The organism is Bradyrhizobium sp. UFLA05-108, from assembly GCF_059803455.1.
On the sequence record NZ_JBANAZ010000034.1, the window covers coordinates 1 to 26,078 of the forward strand.

At 58.1% G+C, this 26,078-nt stretch carries 15 protein-coding genes and 4 pseudogenes; 7 read left to right on the top strand and 12 right to left on the bottom strand.

What is annotated here, in order from left to right:
* The first annotated feature begins 537 nt into the window (after window positions 1–537).
* Window positions 538–2,361, top strand: a complete 1,824-nt coding sequence (gene asnB, locus SO140_RS23935) for an asparagine synthase (glutamine-hydrolyzing) (protein WP_498543244.1) — start codon at window positions 538–540, stop codon at window positions 2,359–2,361.
* 1,495 nt (window positions 2,362–3,856) lie between these two features.
* Here the strand turns inward: asnB and SO140_RS23940 are convergent.
* The 5 genes and pseudogenes from SO140_RS23940 to SO140_RS23960 all read right to left on the bottom strand — a co-directional run bounded on the left by SO140_RS23940 (window position 3,857) and on the right by SO140_RS23960 (window position 7,760).
* Window positions 3,857–4,057: a hypothetical protein gene (locus tag SO140_RS23940; protein WP_498543245.1), complete on the bottom strand. Its 201-nt coding sequence runs from the start codon at window positions 4,055–4,057 to the stop codon at window positions 3,857–3,859.
* Window positions 4,058–4,186: 129 nt separating this feature from the next.
* Window positions 4,187–4,392: pseudogene (locus SO140_RS23945) on the bottom strand (transposase); the annotation flags it as partial.
* 511 nt (window positions 4,393–4,903) lie between these two features.
* Window positions 4,904–5,767, bottom strand: coding sequence for a TauD/TfdA dioxygenase family protein (locus SO140_RS23950; protein WP_498543246.1), 864 nt, complete (start codon window positions 5,765–5,767; stop codon window positions 4,904–4,906).
* A gap of 571 nt (window positions 5,768–6,338) precedes the next feature.
* A complete protein-coding gene (locus SO140_RS23955) occupies window positions 6,339–7,028 on the bottom strand; it encodes an ATP-binding cassette domain-containing protein (RefSeq protein ID WP_498543247.1) in 690 nt (229 codons plus the stop codon).
* 498 nt (window positions 7,029–7,526) lie between these two features.
* Window positions 7,527–7,760 carry a group II intron maturase-specific domain-containing protein gene (locus SO140_RS23960; protein ID WP_498543248.1) on the bottom strand — a complete coding sequence of 78 codons (234 nt, stop codon included), beginning with the start codon at window positions 7,758–7,760 and terminating at the stop codon, window positions 7,527–7,529.
* Here SO140_RS23960 and SO140_RS23965 point away from each other — a divergent pair.
* A pseudogene (locus SO140_RS23965) lies at window positions 7,669–7,917 on the top strand (transposase); the annotation flags it as partial. The gene SO140_RS23960 and the pseudogene SO140_RS23965 sit on opposite strands and share 92 nt — an antisense overlap.
* 472 nt (window positions 7,918–8,389) lie before the next feature.
* On the opposite strand, the gene SO140_RS23970 reads toward SO140_RS23965, so the two are convergent.
* From SO140_RS23970 to SO140_RS23990, 5 genes are all read right to left on the bottom strand, one after another.
* Window positions 8,390–9,202: an enoyl-CoA hydratase/isomerase family protein gene (locus SO140_RS23970; RefSeq protein WP_498543249.1), complete on the bottom strand. Its 813-nt coding sequence runs from the start codon at window positions 9,200–9,202 to the stop codon at window positions 8,390–8,392.
* Window positions 9,203–9,391: 189 nt separating this feature from the next.
* A complete protein-coding gene (locus SO140_RS23975) occupies window positions 9,392–9,904 on the bottom strand; it encodes a hypothetical protein (protein WP_498543250.1) in 513 nt (170 codons plus the stop codon).
* A gap of 496 nt (window positions 9,905–10,400) precedes the next feature.
* Window positions 10,401–10,607, bottom strand: coding sequence for a hypothetical protein (locus tag SO140_RS23980; protein ID WP_498543251.1), 207 nt, complete (start codon window positions 10,605–10,607; stop codon window positions 10,401–10,403).
* A gap of 226 nt (window positions 10,608–10,833) precedes the next feature.
* Window positions 10,834–11,694 carry an acyl-CoA thioesterase II gene (gene tesB, locus SO140_RS23985; RefSeq protein WP_498543252.1) on the bottom strand — a complete coding sequence of 287 codons (861 nt, stop codon included), beginning with the start codon at window positions 11,692–11,694 and terminating at the stop codon, window positions 10,834–10,836.
* 879 nt (window positions 11,695–12,573) lie between these two features.
* The gene (locus tag SO140_RS23990; protein WP_498543253.1) at window positions 12,574–13,434 is read right to left on the bottom strand and encodes a MaoC/PaaZ C-terminal domain-containing protein; all 861 of its coding nucleotides are present in this window, start codon (window positions 13,432–13,434) and stop codon (window positions 12,574–12,576) included.
* Window positions 13,435–14,187: 753 nt separating this feature from the next.
* Here SO140_RS23990 and SO140_RS23995 point away from each other — a divergent pair.
* Window positions 14,188–15,423, top strand: a complete 1,236-nt coding sequence (locus SO140_RS23995; RefSeq protein ID WP_498543254.1) for an IS701 family transposase — start codon at window positions 14,188–14,190, stop codon at window positions 15,421–15,423.
* A 552-nt stretch (window positions 15,424–15,975) separates the two neighbouring features.
* Here the strand turns inward: SO140_RS23995 and SO140_RS24000 are convergent.
* A pseudogene (locus tag SO140_RS24000) lies at window positions 15,976–16,356 on the bottom strand (IS3 family transposase); the annotation flags it as partial.
* Between the two features lie 288 nt (window positions 16,357–16,644).
* Between SO140_RS24000 and SO140_RS24005 the strand changes: the two are divergent.
* From SO140_RS24005 to SO140_RS24020, 4 genes and pseudogenes are all read left to right on the top strand, one after another.
* Window positions 16,645–17,994, top strand: a complete 1,350-nt coding sequence (locus tag SO140_RS24005) for an aminotransferase family protein (RefSeq protein ID WP_498543255.1) — start codon at window positions 16,645–16,647, stop codon at window positions 17,992–17,994.
* Window positions 17,995–19,580: 1,586 nt separating this feature from the next.
* A pseudogene (locus SO140_RS24010) lies at window positions 19,581–20,194 on the top strand (transposase family protein); the annotation flags it as partial.
* Window positions 20,195–21,220: 1,026 nt separating this feature from the next.
* A complete protein-coding gene (locus SO140_RS24015) occupies window positions 21,221–22,237 on the top strand; it encodes a D-alanine--D-alanine ligase family protein (RefSeq protein WP_498543256.1) in 1,017 nt (338 codons plus the stop codon).
* Window positions 22,238–22,747: 510 nt separating this feature from the next.
* Window positions 22,748–23,635, top strand: coding sequence for a MurR/RpiR family transcriptional regulator (locus tag SO140_RS24020; RefSeq protein WP_498543257.1), 888 nt, complete (start codon window positions 22,748–22,750; stop codon window positions 23,633–23,635).
* Between the two features lie 965 nt (window positions 23,636–24,600).
* On the opposite strand, the gene SO140_RS24025 is transcribed toward SO140_RS24020, so the two are convergent.
* Window positions 24,601–25,653 (bottom strand): KamA family radical SAM protein, encoded by a 1,053-nt coding sequence (locus SO140_RS24025; RefSeq protein WP_498543258.1) that lies wholly within the window; start codon window positions 25,651–25,653, stop codon window positions 24,601–24,603.
* Between the last annotated feature and the right edge of the window lie 425 nt (window positions 25,654–26,078).

Consider the following 26,078-nt stretch of genomic DNA (forward strand, 5'->3'; position numbering starts at 1 on the left):
GGCGATGACAATCCGCAACAGCAAATGATCGCAAAAAATGACAGGCGTTAAAAAATGCACGCGCAGTCTGCGATCGTGTTGATGTAGTCCACACAGAAGTAGTGCCTCATCGCACCGCCGCGGTGCACCGGTCATGGGACTCGCTCGCGTGGCCGAGAGAGTCGCTCAGGACCTATTTAGAATTCACCAAATGCATGAGAAAGCCAAACACATTGGCTTGCTTCCACCTTGCAGCCATGAACGCAGCGTGACGTCCCATGAATGCTGGCTGTGGGCTGGAGCACCTGTTTGACACAGATCGAGTCGCCAGCACAAAAGTTGGGTGTCGCGTGCTACCGTCTTTTTGAAATCGAGCTTCACAACAATTGACGCGACCATCAGAACAGGTCGGTGCGCGTTGCGTGGTGGTGTGCTAGGAGGACAGTATGTGGAAATGAACCGTCCTGATCACCAAGTTTGGAGGCGGCCATTAAGGATTATCACGTTTTCGCGGGGGGCCCTGAAGTTGCGATAGGTACTTAAGGCGGGAACCAAGATATGTGCGGCATTTGTGGATGGATCGACTTCGATCGCGACCTAGGAGCTCCCGGCGCGCGACGAGAGCTTGCCCACATGACGGCCACCATGGCCTACCGCGGTCCGGACGACGAGGGGACTTGGATCGACGGGCCCGCGGCGCTGGGACACCGCCGCTTAGCAATCATCGACATCGGGGGCGGTGGCCAGCCGATGACGCTCCAGCAGGACGGCCGACCAGGGTTGGTGCTCGTCTACAGCGGCGAGACTTACAACTACCGCGAGCTGCGTCAACGGCTCGCTGCCCTGGGCCATCGGTTCGACACGAGCAGTGACACCGAGGTTGTATTGCACGCCCACCGCGAGTGGGGCCGCCGCGACCCCCGCATCGCCGTGACCGAACTCAACGGGATGTTCGCCTACGCACTCTGGGACACCGCCAAGCGCGAACTGCTTCTCGTACGCGACCGGCTCGGCATCAAGCCGCTTTACTATTACCCCACCGGGCACGGAGTGTTGTTCGGCTCCGAGCCAAAGGCGATCCTCGCGAATGGTCTCGCGGAACGGGCCATGGACGCCGACGGACTTCGTCGCACCCTATGCTTCGTCGCCGACCCGTACAACACCGTGTTCCGCGGCATGCGTGAGGTGCGGCCCGGCCACATCGTCCGCGTGACCCGCGACGGCATCCAGCAGATGACCTATTGGCAGCTCACGGAGAGAGAGCACTCCGACGACGTGCCTACCACCGTTCGGCGCGTCCGCGAGCTGCTCGAGGACACGATCCAGCGGCAGCTCATCGCCGATGTGCCGCTGTGCACGCTCTTGTCGGGCGGGCTTGACTCCTCCGCCCTGACCGCACTGGCCGCGCGCTTCAGCGATGAACGAATCCGGTCGGTCGCCCTCGACTTCGTCGGCTACACCGACAACTTTACGCCCGGCCCGATGCGCGCCACACCCGACGGGCCCTACGTGCAGGAGGTCGCAAAGTTCGTTGGTACCGACCACACGGACATCACGTTGTCCGCGGACGAACTCATGGACCCGAACGTGCGGGCCGCCACCCTCCACGCCCGCGACCTGCCGTTGACCTGGGGCAATCTCGATAGCTCGCTCTATCTGCTGTTTCGGGCGATCCGGCAACATTCGACGGTGGCCCTGTCCGGGGAGTCGGCCGACGAGGTTTTCGGTGGCTACCCTTGGTTCCACGATCAAGCGTATGTTCAGGCCGATACGTTTCCCTGGGCGTACCTCGTCGATACCGGCCAGCAGTTCCTAGACCCCGGCCTCGTCGAGAAGCTTGACCTTTCCGGCTACCTCGATGAGCAATACCGCAGAGCACTTGCGGAAGTACCGGCCCTGACCGGGCCGGCCTCGGCTGATCCGCACGAGCGTCGCATGCGCGAGGTCTGCTATCTCTTTCTCACGCGTTATCTGCCGACGTTGCTCGACCGCAAGGATCGGATGAGCATGGCTTTGGGTCTCGAGGTGCGGGTCCCCTTCTGCGACCACCGCCTCGTTGAGTATGTCTTCGGCACCCCATGGGGTCACAAGACTTTCGACAGGCGCGAGAAAAGCCTGCTGCGGGCCGCCACCGCGGACCTGCTGCCGCAGTCGGTGGTGCAGCGAGTCAAGAGCGCGTATCCGGCTATCCAGGACCCGACCTACGACAGAATGCTACGTACCCGGTTCGTCGCACTGCGGAATGACTGCAATGCAGCAGTTGCACCATTGCTGTCCGTCGACGGCTCCCGCGCATTGCTCAACGCGACTAACAGCGGTATGGAGCGTATCCTGACCCTCCAGGATTTCCTGACTGACTACAACGTGAGCCTCAGGGTCTGAGACGGCGGAATGCGCATAAGTTGTCAATGCTGCTGCAAATTTCCTCAGATGTGCCGAAGTAAAATTCCCTAACTGGCGAAGTTTTCGGCGATCGGCCGGTTAGGTGAATCTTGATCTCCTTTTTTGGCTGGCCGTCCGCGGCGCCTGTGCCTGGATTGGCGCGATAATGATAGCCAGTTAGAAGAGCAGATTGCGATCGCCATAACGTGGGATATCCGACGTCATCAACGATCAACGACGAGAAGCGGCACACGAAACTGATCCGTTCGCGCAGCTGGCCCGCCGGTTCGGCTTTGGCGAGTGTGCCGACGATATCGTCAGGGTAGCAAAGTAGTCACTGCGATCAGCCTTCACCGCCTCGGCGCCAAGTGGCGTGGCCTGGCAAGGTGACTGTGGCCCAAGGAAATGGATCATCTCGTTGTGACTGATGAAGTCGGGCTGCGCGAGAGCAAGAACCCGGTTCTTGTCGAGGGAGGGTTGAAGTCAAAGCTGGCGGAGGCGTTTTGATGCTCGAGAGCCGTGCTATCAGCAGCGCCGTCTTCACCGGCGTTCTCACTCATCGCGACGCCCACATCGCAGAAGCTCTCTTTTTGGCAGAGGCGCCATTTTCTTACTGAGTAGCCTAGCTCCCGATGCTGCCGGGCGGACCTGCAACGACTAAGGCGTGGCCGTGGTTGCCGACGGCCGAGCGGGAATTTGGGTTGCGTTTCGCAGCCCACCCGCGCTCGCACCTGCGTTAAGCTTGTTCATTGGGAAAACTAGGCATCAGCGAGTGCGGTTGAATATCGCCTCGTCGGCGGGGTGGACTTTCTGCTAAAGCAATAGACATGGACATGCGGCTGTGCGAGTCGATCCTCCGCGACATTGTTGTGATGGAGAGACCGGACAAACGAGCTTGGCTAGCTAAAGTAAAGTTTCTCGAGGGGCGGCAGCGACGACCCTTGGCCCTCGAGGTCCAGTCGTAAGGGCGGACGGGCATCTTGCGCGCGCGGAATCGGAAATCGTGGCGAGGTGAGGGGCAAGATGTTGGATCGCCCGGGCAAGCCGCTTTACTACTGCCCCACCAAGTACGGAGTGCTGTTCTGCATTTAAAGCATGAGCCGGTTCTGCTCGCCGCAAGATCGATTTGGGACGGGATCGACGGCGAGATCGCACCGCTCTCTAGTGGATCAAATCTAACTGCGTCTGGCGCTGGCAGGAACGTTTCATGCGCTGCGCGACAAGACGCGGCCCTCGCGCATTCAGCCACTCGGAGCTGATGCTGGGACACGAGTGATGGCCCTCACTGGGAAGACCGAAGTTTGTGTACGCGATTTCTGTGAAGGTGGGTTTGGTGTTTAAGACATTGTGGGTAGGTATCGACGGCATGGCCGACAATTCTGCTTGACCGGACCGAGCGGTCAAGTCCCCAAGCGGCGCGTCGTCGGCGCAGGGCTTGACGGCGAAAGTTCGGTCCAAGCGATCAGCGTCGGCGCCGTGATGGCGGTTGTGGTCATCAGCGCGCCGTTCCGGGAAACCGCGCGCCGAAGTGGATGGCGAACTGCCCCATCGCGGCAGTCCATTCGACCGGCCGCCGCCAATGAGCGCAGGCGCTCCCGAGGGCGAAATGCAACAGCTTGAGCGCCGCCTCGTCGATCAGGAAACTGCCCCGGGTCTTGATGATGTGCAGCGAATGATGCAGCGCCTCCACCGGCATTGGACGTGCAGATCATCTTGCCGATGCCCGGCGCGAAGGCGAACAAGGGCACCACGTGCCCCATGCATTGCGCCAGATCTGGCCGATGGCGGGATGGCGCTGACCCTTACGCATCAGCTACGAGGCACCACGGAAATACGGGTCGTAGACCCAGCCCTCGCAGACCTCCTCGTCGGGCAGGCCGTAAATGTATTTGAGCAGCAACAGCCAGGTCACGAACTGGCTTCCGATCCCCGGTCGCCCCTTCTCGCTGTAGACGGCGCGATCTCGCGATCGATCCGATCCCAGTCGATCTTGCCGCCAAGCTGCATCAGCTCGTGCTTCAGGTTAGCCAGCGCGAAACAGGTCACTTCCCTGTCGCATTTGGACTCTGCGGTCGCATCATCTCCTCAGATGCAACAACGGAATCACGCCGGGCGACTCGAGAACTCTTAAAAATGAGATCACAAGCTTCCTAGGCTCTGCACCGCGAAAGCTTGCAATCTAATACCCCTTCGTCAGAGAAATTTAATCTCTTCACGGGCGACCAGGTAGACTCGCCGCGACACGTGCCGCGATGCAGTCATCGACCGTGATCTCGACGTGGCCCTTATAGTTGAGCTCATAGCACGGCACGAGGGCAGGCTTTAAAAAACGCAAGTGGTTGAGGCGATGGCTTCGTGAAGTGCGCACCTTTGGGATGATCGACGTCAACGAGATTGCGTTGTAGAACAGCTTCATACGCGTATTGAGGCTCGGCATTCAAGTTTCAGCCCTGCGATACAAGAAACAGGTCCGAGGGCAGCGTAAGATCAGCCGCCCTCTTCCTTTCCAATGATCTTTATCAGCGTGTGGCAGCGGCGTGCTCTAAGAGACGTTCGCGAGAGGCTGCCTGGCCTTGACGCGCGTTACGCTGGACCGACCGTCGATGCTGACGGGCACTTCCCCATCGATCGTGGCACGACGAACGACGCGATGTTGATTGCCGTAATCGTAGACCGCATAATGTTGCGTGGCACGGTTATCCCAGATCGCGACATCGCCCTTCTTCCAGTTCCAGCGCACGACGTTTTCGGGCGCGGCAATATGAGACTGGAACAGATCGTACAATTTTTGGCTGTCATTTTTGTTTATATCAACAAAACGTTGCACAATATTGCTGAGTAACAGCGCGCGCTCGCCGGTCTCGGGGTGGACACGCACGACGGGGTGCTCCGCCCCAAAGATCATTCTTGAGCCTTCGTGGTCGTAGGCGTGGTTGTGAACGGCCCAGAGCTCGTCAGCAAGCCGTTGCAGTTGCGGTGGCAGGTCGAGATAAGCGGCCGCGGCGTTTGACCAGACCGTGTCGCCGCCGAATGGTGGGATCACAACGCCTCTTAGCACACAAATTTTGGGATAGGCATCGAGGTAGGTCCAGTCGGCGTGCCAATTGTCGGCCCGGTCCCCGCCCCGGGTATAGTCAAACTCTTGGATCGACGCACCGCGTACCGGGTGCGGTACAAGCTTTCCCAAACGACTTGCAAAGCGCTCCTGCTCGGCGTCGTCAAGATGACCCTGGTTACGGAAGAAGATGACCTTGTGCTCGAGCAGCAATTTGTTTATCGCAACGATTGTTTGGTCCGGCAAATCGCCCGATAGCTTTATATTCTTGATTTCAGCGCCGATGCGCGCCGTGCGTTTGACGACGTCCGCACGCGGAATGACATTATCGATCAAGGCCATTTCACTCATGTTGGCATTCTCCAAACTTGCGGTTCCTTCGACAGAAGTAGACAACAGCGCCGAGTTTCAGGCGTCGTTTATGGATGGCTCCTGGCAAGCATCGTGCCAGCCACGAAAAACGGGGCTGAGGCCGTTCATTTACCAAAGGCTAATCGTTGCACGGGCAGCGCAGCCGCGTTCAAAAATGTCAAGCTGTATAGTTGCGGATCGGACAGTGCAGGTCGAGCCGCGATCAGACCGCGGGGCGCTCTCCGTACGAGCGCAACACCCGTGATCTACGCATAAACGTCAGGTCCCGGCGCGATCCAACTGGGTCTCAGCAAACTTAGCCATCGTTCCACCCGACAATTATCGCGAGAAGAAACCGCATGACGCCCGATGAGACACCCAATGCCCGGGCGCCTCGACGGTGACGATCGCCATAGAGCACATCATCCTCAAGCAAATGTTCGAGTTCGGCAGAAAAGCGACCGCTTCATCTTAAGTTTCATCTTGTCAAATCATCCGCGTCCAGTTGATGACGCCGATGTCGCGAACCCGACAAACTATCTTGGCTGTTCCAGCGTGCAGTGAATGTCTGCTAATTCTGGGCGACACGCTCGCACACTAGGTCGGTCTGCTCGGTCCGTTCAGCACGCATGAAAATGATGCGATTCGATGGTGTGAGAGCCTCCTCCCGATTGGACATGACGAAAACGGTGGTTTTGGCGAACTCCCTGTACCGGGTCTTGATCTCGTCCTGCATCTGCTCGCGAGGATTACGATCGAGGGCGTCGAGCGGCGTATCGAACAGGAGAATCGACGACTCGGTGATCAGCGCGCGGGCAAGCGCCCACGCGCTGCTGCTGCCCCGCCCAGTTGCGATGGCAGGCGGTCGCGGAAGTCCTTGAGGTGCACGCGCTCGAGCACACGGTTGAATCGCATGGCCCACTTGGCGGCTTTCATGCCACGTGTTTCGAGCGGAAATTCCTGGTTTCCGCGCACCGTGAGATGCGGAAAACGCGCATCGTTCTGTAAGACGATGCCCTGGCCGGCAAGAAGGCACTGCGGCCACCGACTTACCAGAAATAAGAATGTCTCTCTTACTGGGTGTCACGAACCCGGCGAGCCGCATTAGTGCTGTGGTCTCGCCCGAACCACTTGGACCGAGAATTGTCAGGAGCTCGCCACGATGAAGCGTCAATGACACCTCTTTGATCGCAGCGACCGCCCATACAGCTTTTGTAAAGTCGCAGAATTCGATTTGCGCGGAACTGGTGCTGTTATCCAATACTTCAGCCCCAGCAAGTGGGATTTACTTCTGCGCGTTCTGCGCGTTGCAGCCGCCCTTTGGAATGATCCGGTAGGGTCAGCTTGGCCTGATGTAGCCGAAATTTTGCGCCTGCTCCACTCGACGCAGGCTAGTCAACACCGCAAGCGCGGTGCTCCCTACCAAAGACCGATATAGGTGCTCCCTACCAAGGACCGATACACAGATGTTTGCGATTGGATGGCAGATCGGGAGGATGATCGTGGTCGAGTAGCTCGGCTCTTGGCTTTGCCCTCACAGCTCCGGGCGGACGGCTTTGGCGAGTAGGCCGGTGGAATCTCACCGCCGGCCTCTCATAGATCCCAACGTGAGACTCGCGCCTCACTGGGCTCCCATCAGGCGAACGAGCCGCGTATGCCGATCTTCCAGCGCGCGAACAACCCGGGACGTTCTCGAGATAGTCGTTCGAGAATGCGGCCGGCCTTGGCTTGCGACCCGTAAAGCGTTTGAACTTCCGCATCATCCAGCCTCGATTGTCTGATTGACGTATCGAAGGATTGGCCCCAGAGCCGCCCTCGCGAATCGTCCGTAATACTCAATCCACGCCCGCAGGAGTGGATTGGGCCGCCGAGCGATGTCAGCCATTGACACATGGATCGTCTTCCCGCCCCAACATCGGACCAAGCTGCATTCGATCAATTCGATCGAGCGCCTCAACGGCGAGATCAAGCGCCGCACCGAGGTGGTCGGCATCTTGCCAATGAGGACGCCATCGTTCGCGTCGTCGGCGCGATCCTACTTGAACAGAACGATGAAAGGGCCGTCCAGCGCGCGCCCGCTACTTGACACTGGAAACTATCGCGCCTTTGAGCGATATCCCGCCGTCAGCTTCCCGGCTATCGCCAGCTGACCAATCCGGCTCTTGCCGGCGAACGCGGTGTACCACCGCCGCTTACATCACGCTCACGGACACGATCTGGGAAGATTGGCATCGGGTGCAGAGTCCCTGTATCCAACGCTGCGTCTCAATGCGCTCCATGACATCGTCAATTCCCAAGCACAGAGGCAAGGAGGAACCGGCCGTGCCGTCGGAATAGAGCTCTGTACTTGTCTTTAATACTCTTCGCATCTCTACGATCGACGCCCCCATGTCGGGCCCTGGCATCGGCCGGAAACACGACGCTCTTGGGCTACACCGTTGTATCGACCATGACGTGTATCGACCGTGAGGCCAGTTGACGTCGTCCAGCTTGATGCCTTGGATCTTGGCCGCAGTCGAAAGACTCTCCTGATTGAGCCCTGCAGCAGTTCAGCGTCACTGCGCGTAGACATAGCATTCATCCAGGTGGATTTCTGGGCTGATGCATCATTATCGTAACGAGCTATTCATAGTTCTTGAACTGGTCATCCCTCCAGTGCAGTGCTTCCTTCACGCCTTTTTCCTGGCGAATCCGCTCGAACTCCCTGTATTCTGGGGGATTGATCGCTTGGAGCAGCGCACAGGCCTCGATGCCGTAGGTTGTCGCCGCGCGGAAACCCATAATGTTGTAGGTTTGATTGATCGCCCTCTTGTTCCACTCCAGGCATGCCATGGCGATTAGCGACATGCGTTTGGCTACCTTCATGGTCTCGGCTTGAAGCCGATCCTTTGGAAATACCCGGTTGACGAGTCCCATTTCCTTCGCCTCATTGGCCCCGATCGTGTCGCCGGTATAGATTAGTTCGCGGCAGCGCGCGCCGATGATCCAGGGCATAGCGAGCGTCGGCACGCCGCCCGAGAATCTGCTCTCGACTACGCCGAACTTGGAATCCTCAGAGCAGTACCGGATATCGCACATTTGGGCGAACTCGAGCGCTCCGGCGAGGCAATAGCCTTCGATCTGCGCGATGACAGGCTTGGAGCAGGCCCAGACCGTGTAGGCGAAGTCGAAATGATCGGCGAACCGATTGCGCCAATCCACAATCGACTGTTGGGGGATGTCAGCGGCTCCAAGGTCATAGCCCGTGGAGAACGCCTTTCCGCCAGCCCCGGTTACGACGATGACTCGGATACCCTGGTCGTCACCCGCCCTGGCTATTGCGGTTCTGAACTCCTTCTTCATTGTCGAGTTGATCGCGTTGTAGCGTCCCGGATTGTTGAAGGTGATGGTCGCGACCCGCTCGTCGGTCTCATATTTCAGGAACTGAAAGTTCATGATGGCTGTCTCCTTTGCGTCATCGAAACTCAGACGTCTGATTGATCGTCACGATGGGCTCCAGGAGCACGTGCACGCCGACCGGACGGCGTACGAGCACAATCAGGGGACCGATCTCGATCGCGGCAACACTCTCTTTCGTGGTTTCTCTGAAAACCCGACAGGGCCGAGATGACGGCGGCCGGGCCGTCAACGAAGGCCCGTTAGACGCACGCCGCGCCGGCGCCCGCGCAACGGCTTCCTGCGCACTCGTCGCGACGTGGCAAGGGACCATCTGTCGCGGCGGATCTCCTCGAGCACTGTGCAGGCGATCCGCTCGCGATCGGAGCACTTGGCGGACAGCAATCCTTGCGCTTCGGCCCGGACGTGCACCTTTCGATATCTCAAATGTTCGAAATGCGCGCTCAGCTCTAGCTGCTTGAGATTGCGCTCGGGTTGTCCAGGGTGAATCCGGAGTCTTCGAGCACCCTCCGAGGTCGATCGCAGTGCCGACAAGATCCTTGTGGCTCTTGTTGTCGACGAATAACTGACGCTGCCTCGTTCGATCTCGGTCTGGTCACGCTTCGCACGTTCGGTGAGGCTGGCACAAATTTGAATGCGGCGCACTCGCCCGTTTCGACAGTGATCCGCAGTCTGGTCGTCGGCTCCCGAGGAGATTGCGCTATTCAACGACTTCACCGCGCGGTCGGTCAGGTTGATCATCGTTTGCCTCACTGCTCGGGTCTATTCGAGACGAACACAGCAAGCCCCATGCCAGCCATCATGCAGCCGAAAACGCTGCGCTTTTGCATGCAAGGCCGGTTGGCTTTACGGCGCATGTCGGATTTCGGACATGAGGACTGGCGTCGCCCGGAACAATCGCGCCGACTCTACAGCCGCCAATGCTTCATACTTGTCTGCAATTCGCGCCGAACGACCGTCGCTTTGACGTTCAACAGAGACGCAATCGATCGGCAAACAAAAAGCGCAACATATCCGACCGTCTGGGATGTGCCCGTTAGGTCTCACGGCTTTGTCATTTTGCCCAACCTGCGCCGACGAGGTTTCCACCGGTCGACGGCCGCGTGGGGCTAGCGCCGACCGCGGCAGTGGGGATCGCGGCGGCATGATGCTCCAATGGCTTGCGCCCGAGCGCACCTATGCGACGAGGACCGTCGCGGCCACAAATCGAAAAATCCGCGCCGAGTCCTCACTAAGCTTAGAACGCGGCATCTTCGGTGTAACCAAACGCGAGCTCAGGCGCCGCGAAGCCGTCGAGCCGGTGCTCGGTCACGTGTAGACCGATGGACATCTCGGCCGCTGATATCTCAAGTGCAGGAAGGCGATGCGCGTCGCTCTCTCCGCCCAATGTGCACATGACCAGCTTGGCAGCAGTCGGGAAGGTAATGGCCTTGGCCGAACTCATTGAACGGAAGTCAATTTTTCACGCGAGCGTGAGTTTGATATTGCTGGCTTTCGAGAGTTGAGGAGCACCGACGTCCAAATCATGGCCGAGTGTATACGTCATTTGATGCCCGTGCTCCGCAAAGAAGTAGGATTCGTAGTGATTGTCGTCGGTTATGGCGGGGCACCGAGAGCGGCATTCTCGAAGCGACCGAATCACCGGACGCGGTTGTGCCGACGTGCCTAGCTTAGCGCCGTTCGCGCACCGAGCCTTCCTGGGCTACGGACGCCACTAGCGTGCCGTCAGGCTTGAAGATCAGGCCGCGCGCGAGGCCTCTTCCGCCTTGCGCGCTTGGCGATTCCTTGGCATAGAGTAGCCAGTCGTCGGCGCGGAACGGGCGGTGAAACCACATTGCGTGATCGAGACTTACCGACGTCATCCGACCGTCTAACAGCGTGCGGCCGTAGCGCGCCATCACTGTATCGAGCAGAGAGGAATCCGAGGCATAGGCCAGCGCGCACATATGCAGCGCCGAATCATCAGGCAGCTTCGCGGCGGTCTTAATCCAAATGTGAATCCGGCCATCGTCGATTTTCTGGCCGATATAGCGGTCGATTTCGACTGGGCGCATTTCAACTAGACGATCAGGTTCATAATATTGGCGAATCATTTCCGGCAACTCGGGAAACATCGGTTGCTTGGACACTTCCTCCAGCGTAAACTTTTCTGGGGGCGGCACGTTGGGTATCTCGTTTTGGTGGTCGAAAGCGCCCTGCTCCTCGGCTTGGAAGGACACCATTATGGAGAAGATCGCGTTGCCGTGCTGGATCGCTGTGACGCGCCGGGTTGAGTAGCTCTTGCCGTCGCATAGCCGTTCGACCTGATACAGGATCGGCACCTGCGGCTCGCCGGGTCGCATGAAATAGCAATGCAGCGAATGCGAGAGCCGGCCTTCCACCGTGCGGCAGGCGGCGATCATCGCTTGCCCGATTACCTGACCGCCGAACACACGTTGCGAGCCGATGTTCGGACTCTTACCGCGAAACAGGTTCATTTCGATCGGCTCGAGATCGAGGATGGCAAGGAGGTCAATCTGTTTTTTGGACATTTGGCGTGTCTTCAGTTTCTTCGGGTCAATTCGGACTATGCCACACCATAAACCGACATGTTGATATCCCGGGGGGTGGCTCTTTCTCGCCGTCCTGGAATCACGGTACAGGTCCGTCCCGCTCTTGTTTTGTCTGTTTCTCGCCCATAGAAACGCAGCCAAGCTTCGGTTGGCGGAATTGGACTCAGCAGGGCGCTCCGTCTACGGCATTCCTTTGGATAAAATCGAGACGCTTCATTTGGACTCCTGGGCCGGGACCGCGAGACCGCGATTAGGTCCACCATCGCCCTGAGCAATCGGCGTGCCGCAAAAAGCCGCGGCGCGGGCCGCAGTTGAAAAGGCGAAAATCCATGCGCTTCATGTCGCGCCGACGAATGCTGACATTTTAGTGCCGCGCTCCGGACGTTGACGTTTTAAACTCGACACGAGCGGTCGCCTCGCATAGCGAACGTTTGGCACCGAGGTCCTAGGTCGTTCAGCGGAAGCTATTTATTGGAATAGAAGTTTCGTATGAACTTCGGTTTAGAACAAGGCTTCCGCGCGGCCCCGCCAGTAGCAGCACGATGACGATCACCACCATATTCGCGCCGAGATCAAGATTCTGATTGCGGCGGGCTGGCGCCAATTCCAAGAAGAAGATCCAGCAGGCATGATGGCAATCCAACAGAGGCCGGAAGAACATCCGTCAAGCAGGTGGCCAGATCTGATCTTTCCCTGCGAGAGGAGGCAATCTCCCGGTGGTTGCTCTCAGAATAGATCGTGGAGTGCTCAGGTCTTCGCACTAATGAAGATTCATGATTTTTTTGACCGTTCCGTATAGCGGCTAAAGCAAAAAGGTGTTTTGCCGCTTTTTTTGGGGGTGATGCGCCCCCAAAAGCCTCAGCCCAGCAGCGTCTGGCCATTCTTGGCGACGATAACCTGGCGCTCTCGAACATGAGCTTCGAAAGAAATCGACTCGGCGTCTTTCCAGAGATTAACCGTAATGGTCTCACCCGGGAACACCGGGGCGGAAAAGCGGGCCCGATGACGATGAAAGGCAGAGGGATCGTAGTCGGCGTATGTCTGCAAAACGGCCCTGCAGGTCAATCCATACGTGCACATGCCGTGGAGAATGGGTTTGGGAAAACCAGCCTGGCGCGCCAAGTCCGGATCGCTGTGCAAGGGGTTTCGGTCGCCCAATAGACGATAGAGCAGTGCTTGGTCGGGCCGGATCGGAAATTCGATTGACCTATCCGGCGCTCTGCGGGGTACTTGATGTGGCTGGGGCATCCCCTCTGATGGTCCGCCAAAGCCGCCGTCGGCTCTGGCAAAGGTGGACGAAACCATGGTGACGATCTTATCACCAGCACCATCTCGGACCACAATTTCGTTCTGAATGATCGCGCCTTTCTCCTTACCTTTGTCGTACACGCCGCACACGCGTGCATCCGCCGTAACGCTGGCAGCGACGGGTATCGGCTTGTGGAATGTAATGTCGCGTTCTCCATCAACGACCATGACAGGGTTGAGGTCGATGACTCCCGGGCGTGCCCCCCAGACGCAGACGGAAGCAAATGTCGGAGCCACCTTCAGTGCCTTGGGCATTGCATATGCCTCGTTGACAAACTGCAGCTCCTTGTCGTTTAGAGGATCGGAGCCCATGCCGATGCCGAGCGCATAAAGCATCACCTCACGATCGCTCCACGAATAGGGAGCGGCTTTGACCTTGAGATTGAGTACCGCAGGATAGTCGATCGGCATCAGTCCCTTCCCGTTTGCCCTTGGGTCAGCACCAAGATGTCATCGGACAAGTCCCTGCCATCGCAAAGCGCTCGACAGCCGGAAAGCGGGAGTTGTCGTTCGTCGGATCGAACAGTAGTCCATCGCTCCAGCTGTGCACACCTCTGATTTTTGGTCGATCGCGAACGAACTCGCACATAACCGGCAAGCCGGTCCGCATCGTGCATTGTGTGAAGCAACAGATCCGCAGGAAGCACGCGCAAGTTGGTGTCGTCCGGTCTCACGGAGATCCTCTTCGCGACCGAGGAAACTGTCCTTGCCCAATCCTCGGCCTTCATCGCCGGCGCACGTTTGGCGAAGATCGGCTTGGTCACCGCTCGTTCGCCCGCGCTACGCGTTCGTTTTCGATCAATCTGCTTCGTACCGGCGGCTTTCGCTTCATCGCCGGTGCGCCAGATGCATTGGAGCACTTTCGGCAAACGCTATCGAACCTATTCGGAGGGCCGCTAAAGGCGATGTGGCCGTCACCATCAACCATGAGAGAGGCCGGAATCCCAGAAACAAACAAAACTTTCGTTTCAACTCCACGCTGGAAAGATTTTCCACTCGCTCTAGATATCATTTCGGCTTTTCGCGGCCCAATTTTCCTTTCCCTTAATCGAAAGATCTGAGGATGGATAGTCGACTACCGATGAAGACAAATCGAGACGAATACGGTATCCCCCCTAGCATTACAGTTGCTTTTGTTGCGGGCTTCTGAATCCATGGGCAACCATGATTCGAATGTCGTGGGCGCGGGCCGCGTCGGTTGAGGAGACGCTTGCGTTGTGGGCGGCGTCGCTTCGTGAGATCAAGCAACGGATACGTCCGTTGTTCACGCAAGAGCGTGTTGCGACGAATGCAGGCCTATTCCTGGAAGGTCTGCTCGGAGATGAGCAGCGCAAGACCGGTTGGATGCGCGCAGAGGCGGCTGGCGATCCCGGCCCATGGCGGCAGCAGGCGATTCTGGGTCGTGGAGACTGGGACGCTGATGCCCTGCGCGATATCGTGCGCGACTATGTCATCGAGCATTTGGCGGATGACGATGCGGTGCTGGTGATCGACGAGACTGGTTTTCTCAAACAGGGCAAATCGTCATGCGGAGTGGCGCGGCAATACACTGGTTCGGCAGGGAAGATCACGAACTGCCAGATCGGCGTCTTCGCTACCTACGTTTCGCGTCATGGCCATGCGTTCATCGATCGCGCGTTGTATCTTCCGAAGGAATGGACCGACGATCCAGATCGACTGGAAGCCACTTATGTACCTGCCGACGTCAGCTTTGCGACCAAACCAAAGCTTGCGACGAGAATGATCGCACGCGCAATAGCCGCGTCTGTACCATTCAAGTGGGTTGCCGGTGATGCCGTCTACGGTGTTGGCAACATCGAACAGCAACTACGTCGGGCAGGCAAAGGCTACGTGCTTGGGGTCAGCAGCGCTCATGTGTTTCGATCCTGGGGCAAGCGACCGCCGGTCGCCGGTACGGCTGCAGACCTCGCCCGGACGCGGCACTCATCCGACTGGAAGCGCCTGTCGGCGGGAGCCGGAACCAAAGGACCGCGGCTGCACGATTGGTGCTATCTCGAATTGGCCGATCTCGAGGCCGAGCAGTTCAACAGTGCAAATGACGGTTTGTGGACACGCGGTCTACTGATCCGTCGTCGCATCGCCGATGACGACCTCGCCTTCTTCTCCACCTGGTGCCCAACGGGAACAGCCATTGAAACGCTGGTCGCGGTCGAAGGCCATCGATGGGCGATCGAGGACAGCTTTGAAACCGCGAAAAACGAGTTCGGGCTAGATCACAACGAGAGCAGATCCTGGCATGGCTGGCACCGTCATGTGTCCTTGGTGATGCTCGCCTTCGCCATGATGGCCGCGATCCGACATCGCGCTAATCCGCCACCGCCCAAAAAAACGAAACGGCGCCCCCCGGCAAAAGCCAAAGCACAACTACCCCACCACTGATCCGTTGGTCAATCCAGGAAATCCGCCGCATTGCTATCAGACTTGCTCGAAAGCGGATCCAACCCGCACACATCATCGCATGGTCTTTCTGGCGCAGAGCTCACCAGGCTGCCGCTCAACGCGCCCACTTCAAATCAAAAAAGCAACTGTAATGCTAGATTGAGAACCGTGTCCACTCCCAGATCCCCCAATTCGCGAAAGAAGCTGTCGATGATGCAAGTCTTGAGCATGACCTTGATGATGAATAACACGAGCCGCTGACCTTCGGTTCGATGTATTTTCCGCGTTCACTGAACAATTGGTCGGCCAACGGATCGCGAAAAAGCGCATCTTCGCGCTTCCTTTCGTTGGCACGATGAACCGCGACCCACAATGCCCTGTCCGACCCATCTTGACGACTCCGTCCATCATGCCCAGTTTTTGAGTTAAAGCAGCCGGACGGGAATATCAGGAACTTGCACCCAATAGGAGGCGAGCCACGCGCCGGCACGCGAACTATTTCCCACACGGTGTGATCCCGGCGCGCTGCGGCCATTCGAATTACGATCTCGTCAACTGGTCGTGAATAAAATCCATCGCCCAAGTCTCGTTCGACGTCGTCGTGGATCTGCGATCATTCCGTAAACTTGGGCTTGACCCGCGCTTCGGCGTCTTGTTGCGCAATCTTGAGGGCCAGTTCGCGGTAGGTGCGGAGCGTCCTGTTCTGGCCATGGTGCCAACAGGCCAAGCAGGACGTAAACACGACGACCGCCGTAGCGGACACGGACATGCCAGATCTCCCTGATCCGTTGTTCCAGCGTATGTTCCAGCGTAGCCTGACCGGAGCGACGCGACTTGTAATAGCAAGTCGATCTATCGAACTCGAAAGCCGCGCAGGTCCGGCGGATCACACTTCCACTCACGGGAAACCTCGTCGACGAGCTTGCGCTTCCGGCCAAGCTTGCATCCCATCTGATCTTCGTCGCAGACCGTTACCATCAAATCGCCGAGCCGGGATTCACCGTGAGCAATCGAACCATTGAGTATTTTTAGGTAGCACTCCGGCACTGCATCGAAGACTCGTCGATACCAGTGCAGTGCGTTCTCCACACCTCTAATTGTTAGTAGGGTATCGAGGCGGCGAAGCCCGCGGGTTTGTCTACCCGGGACAGAACTTCTCGGATAAACTTCGTCCCCGAGGTGCAAACTAGGCCATCAGCTTCGACTGGCGCTGGAGGGTGCTTGGCAGAGATCCGTGTTCTCCCTTCACGAACCGCCTATTCGACCCCAGGTGAACTTGGCGCGCGAATAGTGGGCGGCGAAGGTCCTTACCTCGTGGGCGCCGATGGGGCGCGCTATCTAGATGCGTCCTGCGGATCGGGATCTCTCATCTTCGGTCATGGCGACGAAAAGATCATCGAAGCGCTTCACGCCCAGAGTCGCAAGTTGACCCTTTTCCCTTCACGTCATTTTAGCTCCGAAATTGTCGAGCGTTACGCTCGTCAACTGCTGGAATTCGGTCCGCCGAGCATGTCGCGGGCGATTACTTTCAGCAGCGGCTCCGACGCAGTCGAGGCGGCGATCAAATTGGCGCTTCAACATCATTTCGCCGCCGAGCGGCCGCAACGGCGCAAGATCCTGGGACGCGCCGGCTCCTATCATGGAAATACAATCGCTGGGCTCGGCGCGGGAGGGTTCGTCGCACGTCGGAAGCCTTATGAAGGCGTTCTTGCGCCGTGCGCCAAGGCGTCCCACGCGCATTGCGCCGGCTGCGAGTTCGGACTTCGGGCGCAGACTTGCGCGCTAGAGTGTGCGCAATCGATCGAGGATGCGATCCTTGAGGAAGGTCCGGAGAATGTCGCAGCGGTGATCGTTGAGCCGATTGTCGGTGCCGCGCTGAGTGCCGCCCCTCCAGACCCACGGTATCTGCCGCGGGTTTGGGAGATCTGCCGGCGCTACGACATACTGCTCATTGCCGACGAAGTCATGACTTGTTTCGCCCGTACCGGACGGCCATTCGCATGCATGCATTGGAACGTTAAGCCTGACATCGTTGTCTGCGGAAAGGCGATCAGCGCTGGTTATTACCCCTTGTCGGCGCTTCTAGTGAGCGAGCGGGTGGCTCACGGGCCGTTGGCACGCGACAAGTATTTTCAGAACGGTCAGACGTTTGCTTGCAGTCCGGCTGGCGCCGCTGTGGGATTGGCAGTCTTGGACCGGTTGGTGGATGGAAGCGTCGCTGCAAACGCGACGCGCATGGGCGAACTACTGCGAGCCTCACTCCGCAAGGAGTTGCCGGGCGAGCTGATTAACAGAGTCCGCGGCATGGGATTGATGGTTGGTTTCGACATCAATACTTCCGCATTCAAGAATCCGCAAGCCCTTTCGCCCGGTCGCTCCAGCGATCGATTTCAGCGCGCCGCACTCAAACGTGGGCTGGTCATCTACGCCAGTAATGGTGGCGCCGGAAGTGAAGCAGGCGATCATGCGATGCTACTATTGCCTTTGACAATTTCCGAGCGCGAAGTGCAGGAAGTGACAGCATCACTTGTGGCCGCGGCAAACGACTTTCTTGAAACCGAAAACAAGTAGTGGCGAATTGGCCAATCTCCTCGCACGTAGGAGCCTACGAGCCTGCGGGGGGACGAGGGCAACAAACTCTGTAAAACCTACCGACTAAAGGATCAAACTCGCATTCTTCAGGTTGGCTACGCAAACTGTTTGAGATGAAAGTTAGTACCGTCCCTGCCGAACTACGTGAATTCCTATGTCCTATTATCCGCTGGGATCGCGTGCTTATTCCGCATGACGCTTCCTCAACGCGCGATGCTGGACAAAGAAATTTATGCTGCGCTTGTGCGTGACTGCCGCCTTATCGCGTCACGTGGAATCTATGCCATCATCCGCGAACCAGCCGATGCGCTCGCCTAAAGGCGCTTCGGGCGCTTAGCCAAGCCCTGTTTCGAACCGAGTATTCGTTATTTGCACTACAGCCGCCGCAAATAAGGCTAGGCCTGACGCTCAAGCAGAATTTCACCAGCGGGAAGGACAGGCTCGGCCGCATAAGCAGGCAATTCCGATCTCAGGCACTATCATCGGGCACGCAATGTCGTTCGGTACCAATGGCCCGCTCCAGCCTCTGAGGTGGCTCGAGAAGCTCTGCTTGAATGACGTCGCCCCCATGGTCGTCGCTATCGCCGTTGCCGGCAAGATGGCCTGATCATCTGGGCAATGATGACGATTGAGGAATTTATCGGCCTAAGGTCGCGGCTTGAGCTACTGCCTATCCTGGGCACCCCAAGGTAAGAGGACATGACAGCGTGATGGGAAACCGGCGGTGCAGGGGATCGAGAAAGCGAAGAGCTTTGAGCGCAATACGCGCGACCCGTTGAAGCGGCCTCGATCGGACCTTCATCGGAGCCAGCGGCCATGACATAGGTCGCACTAACATGCCGTATACATGAACACTCCCAATCGTTATTCAAAGTGCTGCTAAACCCCTTGCATCCGAGGGGCCGTCTATACATGAAACTCTCGACGAAGGCATTCCGCAGGCGTTGCCGGCGCTATGTAGTGCCATACGAGGCGGTTCTGATCAGGCCATGTTAGAATGGCGTTTCTGGCCAGCTCGCCCCCATTGTCGCTGACACCATCTTCGGCCCGCGACGCTCGGTCACAAGCTGGCCTTGGTCGATTCATATTCGGCACTTTTGTAGGACCAGGCATGGATGACCGGATGGTGGTTGACGTCGATGCCGGCTCCTTCAACTCGCGTTTGAGGCCGCTCGAACGTGGCGCAACAGCGAGTGGGCAAAGCTGGAGAAGCCCTCGATTAGGTTGAGCACGAACCGAGCTTGGGTGTGAAGGTGAGTTCGAAGCTCCGACGGGGCGAGCGTTGAGTCACGCTGTGGTTTCTGTCGAGATGTGCGTGGTTGTTGAGAATAGCTTGATTGCGGTCCTCTCGGATAAGCGGCATCAAGCTACATAAGGAATTCGACGAACTCTCGGTTGCGATGGTGGTCTCTCACGAGAGCCTTGCCTGTCAGCAGATCGATCTCGGCCAACAGACTGAGCGTGCCATGATGTTTGTACACTGCCCCGCGCAAACGCGGCGCGAGCGCGAGGAGCAGGCGACAAATCCGGCGCAGTGGTTGCAATAGCCTAGATACCCAGGCTACCGAGCCAGCCAGATCCGCTCGCAGCAGCAGCGCCAGCGTGGCTGGAAGCTTTATTCCTTTCATGGCCCGGAGGTGGAGTGCATCGGCAAGGGCAAAGCCGCCGCGCACTAACGAGTTCGGCGTGAAGGTTTCAATCGTCACCAACAATCGCCGGGCCCCGGTGGCCTGTTCGTCCTGCACGCTAGCGCAATGCCTGACAACACCTACGAGGGTCACACCGTGCGAGGCGTCATCGATCGCATCGAGACACTCACCGGCTGTCCGATCGAGCGGGCTTATGCTGACAAGGGAGGACACCGCGATCACGACGCGCAGAGTCCCCGTCGCGTCTTCATCTTCGGCCAGAAGCGCGGCGTCTTCGGTGTCATCAAGCGCGAGCTGCGCCGCCGCTCCGCCATCGAGCCCATCAAGGACACATGAGGGCCGAAGGTCACCTCAGCCGCTGCTACCTCAAAGGCCGCGCCGGCGACGCCAACGTCATCCTCTAGGCCGTTGGTCACAATTTCCGCCACATCCTCGCCAGGCTCAGACAATTCTTGGGCCTGTTTCCGGGACCGCTATGGCGAACGCTCGCCTGTCCGGCCCAGCTATCCTGCTTGTTAACGGGCGACTAGGTGATGCTCCGTTGCCGAGCTCCTCGATAATGAGAGCGCCATAGGCAATGTGAGATGTTCGTGTTTCCGCCGACGCAGCGCGGAAAGGTCTCTTGGCGCTCTTCGAGCAGGGCTCGCTCACGTCTTTGTGGCACGCCAATTGCTGGGACACGGTGAAAGGTTCGTTTGACCATAGCAGTCCCAGTCCCCGGAGAGGTGTTCACATGAAGGATGAATGCCATCGATGCTACAGGCGCGGTCCCTCAGCCTCACACAATTTCGACGAAGTTCATCGAGGGAACTCCCGTCCTTACCGAGGTACGTATTCGGGCCGCCGTCGTTCGACGTTCTATATTCAGCCCTGTCTGGCTGAAGACGTCTGTGTCCGAAATCCGACTATTGAGGCGCAGGTATTTCGCCGGCGCGGCGCGCACACGGCTTTTCTCTATCTCGCTCGCATCTCCTCTGTTGGCGCGCGGATTGCTTCAGACCCGGTGACGACTCTTATGACCACAGGCGTCTCGCAGTCTCCGGCCGAGGGGGTCATATGAGACATGTTCGAACGATCCAAGTCGATACGATCGAGGCCGCAGTGTTGAGTGCGGTCCCGTCAGTTGAAGCTTTATCGCGTTCGGCGCGGGTGCCGTGCTCATTGCCCAACAGCCGCTTTGGTTCCTGGTCGCGTCTGCAGGCTGGCAGCGAGGCCTGTCACATTCAGATGGGGCGGCTTAGACTCGGTAGCGGGCTGGACGAGGCAACGGTGCACTCGCGCGGGACAGCGTTGATAGAGCGCCATCAGGTGGTACGCACCGCCTTCGGGGTGAAGGACGGTGAGCCGAGCCAAATTGGAGCCCCTCGCTTCCGGGATCTGCTGTTGGTGCAGACCGGCTGCATGTTGCCACCAAGATCTCGATTTTCGCATGTTGAAGGGAGCATATCCGCCTGGTCGGCCCGATCGGCGGGGCAGGATGCAGACGAGTTGTTCCCGTCGATCAACCAAATCCGAACGAATGAAGTTGATAGTGGCAAACATCCAGGGAGTAGCTCATGCGGGTAGCGGTGGTGTGGAAGGAGATGGACGTGATGAATCTGTCCGGACAGCCCGATCCGGGGTACTACCGCGAGACGGTCGAAAGCGTGGTGGCGGCACTGCAAGAGAGCGGCCACGAGACGCTGCTCTGCGATGGCGATAAAGGACTGCTCGCTACTCTCGAGCGGTTCATGCCACCCGATGCGCAAGCCCGCCCCTCCGGGATCGTCTTCAACATGGCGTACGGAAATTGCCTCCACATTGCGGCCATGCTCGAGATGGCCGGCGTTCCGCACACCGGACCCAGTCCGTTCGGGGTTGGACTGGCGTCCGACAAGGTAGTTACCAAGAAGCTGATCCGCGATGGCGGCGTGCTGACGTCGAAGTTTCGCGTGATGCGTCGCGGCACCGAGAGCAATGGCGACCTGCGATTCCCATTGGTAGTGAAGCCACGTCACGAGTCCAACAGCTTGGGATTGCAACTCGTACATGAGCCCGCCCAATTGAGTCGAGCCGTAGAAGTGATCGTCACGCAGTATGCACAGGATGCGCTCGTCGAAGAATACATCGAAGGACGAGAAATCTGCGTCGCCTTGCTGGGAAACGACGAGCTCGAGGCATTGCCTCCGGTGGAGCACGATTTCGGTGACCGCGAAACTCGTCTTATCACGTGGGAAGACAAATGCCATATGACGGCCCTGGAGCCGCAAAAGATTTGCCCTGCGCAAATCGGCAGTGAGCTTGCGACGATGCTGCGGGATAGTTCGATTGCCACCTTCCGCGCATGCCTTTGTCGGGACTACGCCCGTGTCGACTTCCGGATCGACCGCTCGGGCCAGCCTTTTGTCCTCGAGATCAACTTCAGCCCGTCACTCAATCGTACACACTCTTACTTCCGGGCTGCGATGACCCAGGGATACAGCTTCTCGAACTTGGTCAATCGCATCCTCGACCTCGCCCACATGCGGTATTTCGGAATCGGCATCACCAAGGCCGAACACGACTCGAATCGCGACCGGATTCTTCGGCCGTAGCCTGCCATTGGATGCACCGAGGATCACCCAAGCTTTGACGACGCCAATCTTCGATGAAAGGAGGAGCCGATCATCCCAGTCGTCACTCCTTGCGGCCACTCGCGCGTCCCGCACCATCGCGAGGAAATCAGGTGCCATTGCGCAGCTATTCTCGGCGCAACTATCGTCAACTCCAGCGGCGTCACACATTGCTTGATCGCCTCAAGTACCTGTCCGCGTGATGCAGACGCCCTCAAGGTGGACAAACCGACTGGCGTCGTGCTCCGTCGCGGCGAAGAGTAACCGTGACTTCCTCGGCAAGGACACGCTGGCGGAATCTGGCTGTCAATTGAGCGTCCGTCGTGAGATCCCGAGAATGTTGCCGATTTCCCAAGCAGATTTCGGTGAGAAGGCTTTCGAGACACGCGGGAAGCGACTAGCTATATCGCCGATTTTATCTTTATTGTGAGTGCAAGCGAAGATGCGCATATTCCTGACGCTTCTCGGCTCGATCACGCGAAGTGTATCGCAATGAAATCGCCCATCGCGGGTGTCATTGAGGACAGCTATGAGCTGATGCCGCGGCAGATGAAGGTCGTCGCACGTTGGCTGCTCGATCATCCCACGGAGGTCGCATTGCTGTCCATGAGGGAGCAAGCGCGCCGAGCCGGCGTACCTCCGGCGACGCTAACGCGGCTTGCACAGCGCCTCGGCTTCGATGGTTTTGATAGATTGAAGGAAAAATTCGCGGACACCATTAGAGAACGGCCAGAAAGCTTCGCTGGGCGAGTAGAGGAATTGCTAACACGACGCGAGGCCAAGGGCGATGCAGCCCTCATCGGTGATACGATCGATGCCTTGCATGGCCATTTGAGTGACCTCACCAGTCCATCCGCGATTGCGGCGCTGGCAGCCGCCGCCGATGCGATGGTGAAGGCGCGAAACATTTTTTGTCTCGGCCTTCGCTCAAGTTTTCCTGCAGCTTATCTGGTGCATTATGTCGGCTCAATGCTCGGCTCGCCCATGGTTCTGATCGAGGGAGTGGGCGGAACGCCCAATGATGCGCTTCGGTCTGTCGGTCCAGGAGATGTTTTTCTGGCGGCTACAGTTAGCCCGTACACGCGCTATACCGTGCAGGCTGCAGAGTTCGCGGTTTCGCGCGGTGCAAAACTAGTCGCGTTGACGGACAGCGAGCTATCACCGATCGGCAAGCTTGCCGCAGTCGTAATTCGCATCGGGACCGAAACGCCTTCTTTTTTTCACACCATGACCCCCTCGTTCGCTGCGGCCGAGTGTCTCGTGGAACTCATCGCGGCAAAGCGCGGCAGTCGCGCGATTGAAGCATTGGAGGCCAATGAAGCACATCTCGCAGCATTCGATACACATGTCCTGCCGAGGCCCCCCAGGCGAGAGCTGTGATCGACGGGAACAGAGCCGTTGATGCAGAATACTCATTTCGCCGGTACGAGATGGTAACGTTTAAGGCGCCTATAGGTAGGGTCATGGGCGGGCAGTGCAGCCTGGTGAGCGATGTCGGCTCCCGAACGACCACCAGATCGTCAATAGCCGCTGAAACTGGTCCCGATGCAATTTCGATGAGATCGGCGATCGTGCCGCGTCGATCAGCATTGTCTGCAGAACATCAATCTTGCCACGGGCGCACATTTGTATCGTTTTGCCAACTTCAGGTTGGTGATTGCCCTTCCGTCTGAGTTTTCGACTACAGCTCGGCGATCGCACCGACTGCAGCTCTGTCCCAAGCCATGCAGTTGGCGAACGAGACAGTGAGGCTGGCGCTGGCTTCGGCGAGCTAAGCCAGTGTTCGAAGTCGGCGCGATCTGCTTGCGGATCTTTGAATGGAAGCGGTCGGTCAGGCCGTGCATTTTCGGCAACGCGGGCATGCCGGCTTGCTATGCGGCAAGCTGTCGAAATCGGCTTTACCTCCACACTTGCCAGATCTTTCCTGGTCGCGCGGATCGGCTGCGATGTACGGGGAACTCCCACGAACTCGTCGATGCCGAGATCGGTTCGCTGCCGTAGCGTGGCGGCGCGCTCCGGTCGTCGAAACATGCCGCCGATGTCCGGTAGCTCACTGGATTCAGGAACAGCTCGCCGGCTGGCACCGCGTGCTGACGTTCAGACAGGCCGTGCGTCTATCGGCGCTGCAATGGCGTTGCCGGACATGATGCAGATAAGCGATCAGCCTTCCTGGTTGAGCACGCCACTCGTGCTCGCGCGCTCCGGGGTTGCAGAAGCAGATGGACCAGCCGGTGCCGGTGGCGAGCGAAAGAGACCACAATCGCCTCATACTGCTGCCACATAGAAGGCCGGGCCCTCCCGCTCCAGGCTCTGGGTCCGTTGCCTGCATTGCGCACATTTCGATCTCATCCTTCGGGCAAATCGTCCAACCAACAGGCGCCCTCGACGTACGGCCGGGAAAAGATCTTTCCAATCTTTTCAGGAGTCTTGTTTTGATGATAGCGCATATACACCCGTCCATCGGCTCCGAGATCGAGGATCTCTATCTTTCCTGTGTAATGGGACATAATGTATTTGAATGTTTTTTGTATGCCGCTGAGGCGTTGGTTGATACCGCGTGCAATCTCTAGACCGCGGTGCAGTGGAACCTGAAAATGAGATGCCCCTTTCACTGGCCTGGCCTGAAAAAGATAATAAGGACGCACTCCGATTTGGTGGCATTTGGCGAAGGTCGGAGCCAAGATCTCGGGATCATCGTTGACATTCACTAGGAGCACGGACTGGTTAAGGAATTGAACGCCCTGTGCGCACAAGGAGCGAATGTTACGCTCCGCATCGAGCGAGATTTCACCGACGTGATCGAAGTGTGTGACGATCGCCGCGGTTTTGCCCGCTTCACGGATTCGCCCGAACAAAGCCGGTAGAGCGGAATCCTCAAATCGCTTGGGCTCATAGGCGACCATTTTTGTGCCGAATCGGATTGAATCCAAATGAGTGATCGGCAGTAAATGATCAAGAATCTCATTGAGCTTGCCGGTGCTGAGAACGAACGGATCGCCTCCAGATAGTAGCACGTTCGTCATTTCAGGATGGCGGCCAATATATTGCGCAATCTGCGTGAAGTCAGGTACGACTTCATCGGAATTCTTGCCGACAAGGCGTTTGCGAAAGCAATAACGGCAATATGAAGCGCAACGGTCCGTTACCAACAGCAACCCGGTCTGGGCGTACTTGTGCTGGAGTCCGGGCACGACCGTGTTGTCGTGCTCGCCACTCGTATCCAAACTACCAGGACTCTCGAACTCCTCGACTGAGGGCTCCACAATGTGTTTAAGCTGCTCGTAGTGGCCACTCCTGGTGATTTGTTCGCGATAGAACCTTGTGACATGATAACGTGTGATGTTCTTGACTTGCAGTTCACCGTCGGTAACGACGCGCGTTCCTTCGATGAATTTCATCGTTCGTCCTCTACAATGCAGCGGATTAGCGGCGCTCGTCATTGCACCTTGTCCTATCGTGATGCTCTGCGTCCCAGGCCGTACGACGATTTACTCACTCGTGGTACAGGATAAACATTCGATCGACACCTACCTACTCTGGTGAAGATTCTCGGCAGCGATCTTAGCGAGAGGTGGGCACTTACCGGGACACGACGTGGCGGCAGAGCGTTCCTGAGCGGTAGCGGCATTAATCGCTGTCGGCTTGCGGATTATGAGGTTGCCTCCTCGAATCGGACGCGGCCGGCCTGCTTGTCCCTCACGATTCCGTTCGAGCCAATCAAGGTCAGTTTTCCATTCACTTCGCCTGATGATCTCGTCAATGTGCGCTATCGGATGAGGAGTAGATAGAACCGCTGACGAGCAGCGCCAAGGCCGAAGGACGC

Coding starts and splice junctions, on each gene's coding strand:
- SO140_RS23980 (WP_498543251.1), bottom strand. CDS start 10,607: ATGAGTTCGGCCAAGGCCATTACCTTCCCGACTGCTGCCAAGCTGGTC.
- SO140_RS23950 (WP_498543246.1), bottom strand. CDS start 5,767: ATGAGTGAAATGGCCTTGATCGATAATGTCATTCCGCGTGCGGACGTC.
- asnB (WP_498543244.1), top strand. CDS start 538: ATGTGCGGCATTTGTGGATGGATCGACTTCGATCGCGACCTAGGAGCT.
- SO140_RS23960 (WP_498543248.1), bottom strand. CDS start 7,760: ATGCCGACCACCTCGGTGCGGCGCTTGATCTCGCCGTTGAGGCGCTCG.
- SO140_RS23990 (WP_498543253.1), bottom strand. CDS start 13,434: ATGCCGATCGACTATCCTGCGGTACTCAATCTCAAGGTCAAAGCCGCT.
- SO140_RS24025 (WP_498543258.1), bottom strand. CDS start 25,653: ATGAAATTCATCGAAGGAACGCGCGTCGTTACCGACGGTGAACTGCAA.
- tesB (WP_498543252.1), bottom strand. CDS start 11,694: ATGTCCAAAAAACAGATTGACCTCCTTGCCATCCTCGATCTCGAGCCG.
- SO140_RS23995 (WP_498543254.1), top strand. CDS start 14,188: ATGATTCGAATGTCGTGGGCGCGGGCCGCGTCGGTTGAGGAGACGCTT.
- SO140_RS23970 (WP_498543249.1), bottom strand. CDS start 9,202: ATGAACTTTCAGTTCCTGAAATATGAGACCGACGAGCGGGTCGCGACC.
- SO140_RS24015 (WP_498543256.1), top strand. CDS start 21,221: ATGCGGGTAGCGGTGGTGTGGAAGGAGATGGACGTGATGAATCTGTCC.
- SO140_RS23940 (WP_498543245.1), bottom strand. CDS start 4,057: ATGCCGGTGGAGGCGCTGCATCATTCGCTGCACATCATCAAGACCCGG.
- SO140_RS23975 (WP_498543250.1), bottom strand. CDS start 9,904: ATGATCAACCTGACCGACCGCGCGGTGAAGTCGTTGAATAGCGCAATC.
- SO140_RS24020 (WP_498543257.1), top strand. CDS start 22,748: ATGAAATCGCCCATCGCGGGTGTCATTGAGGACAGCTATGAGCTGATG.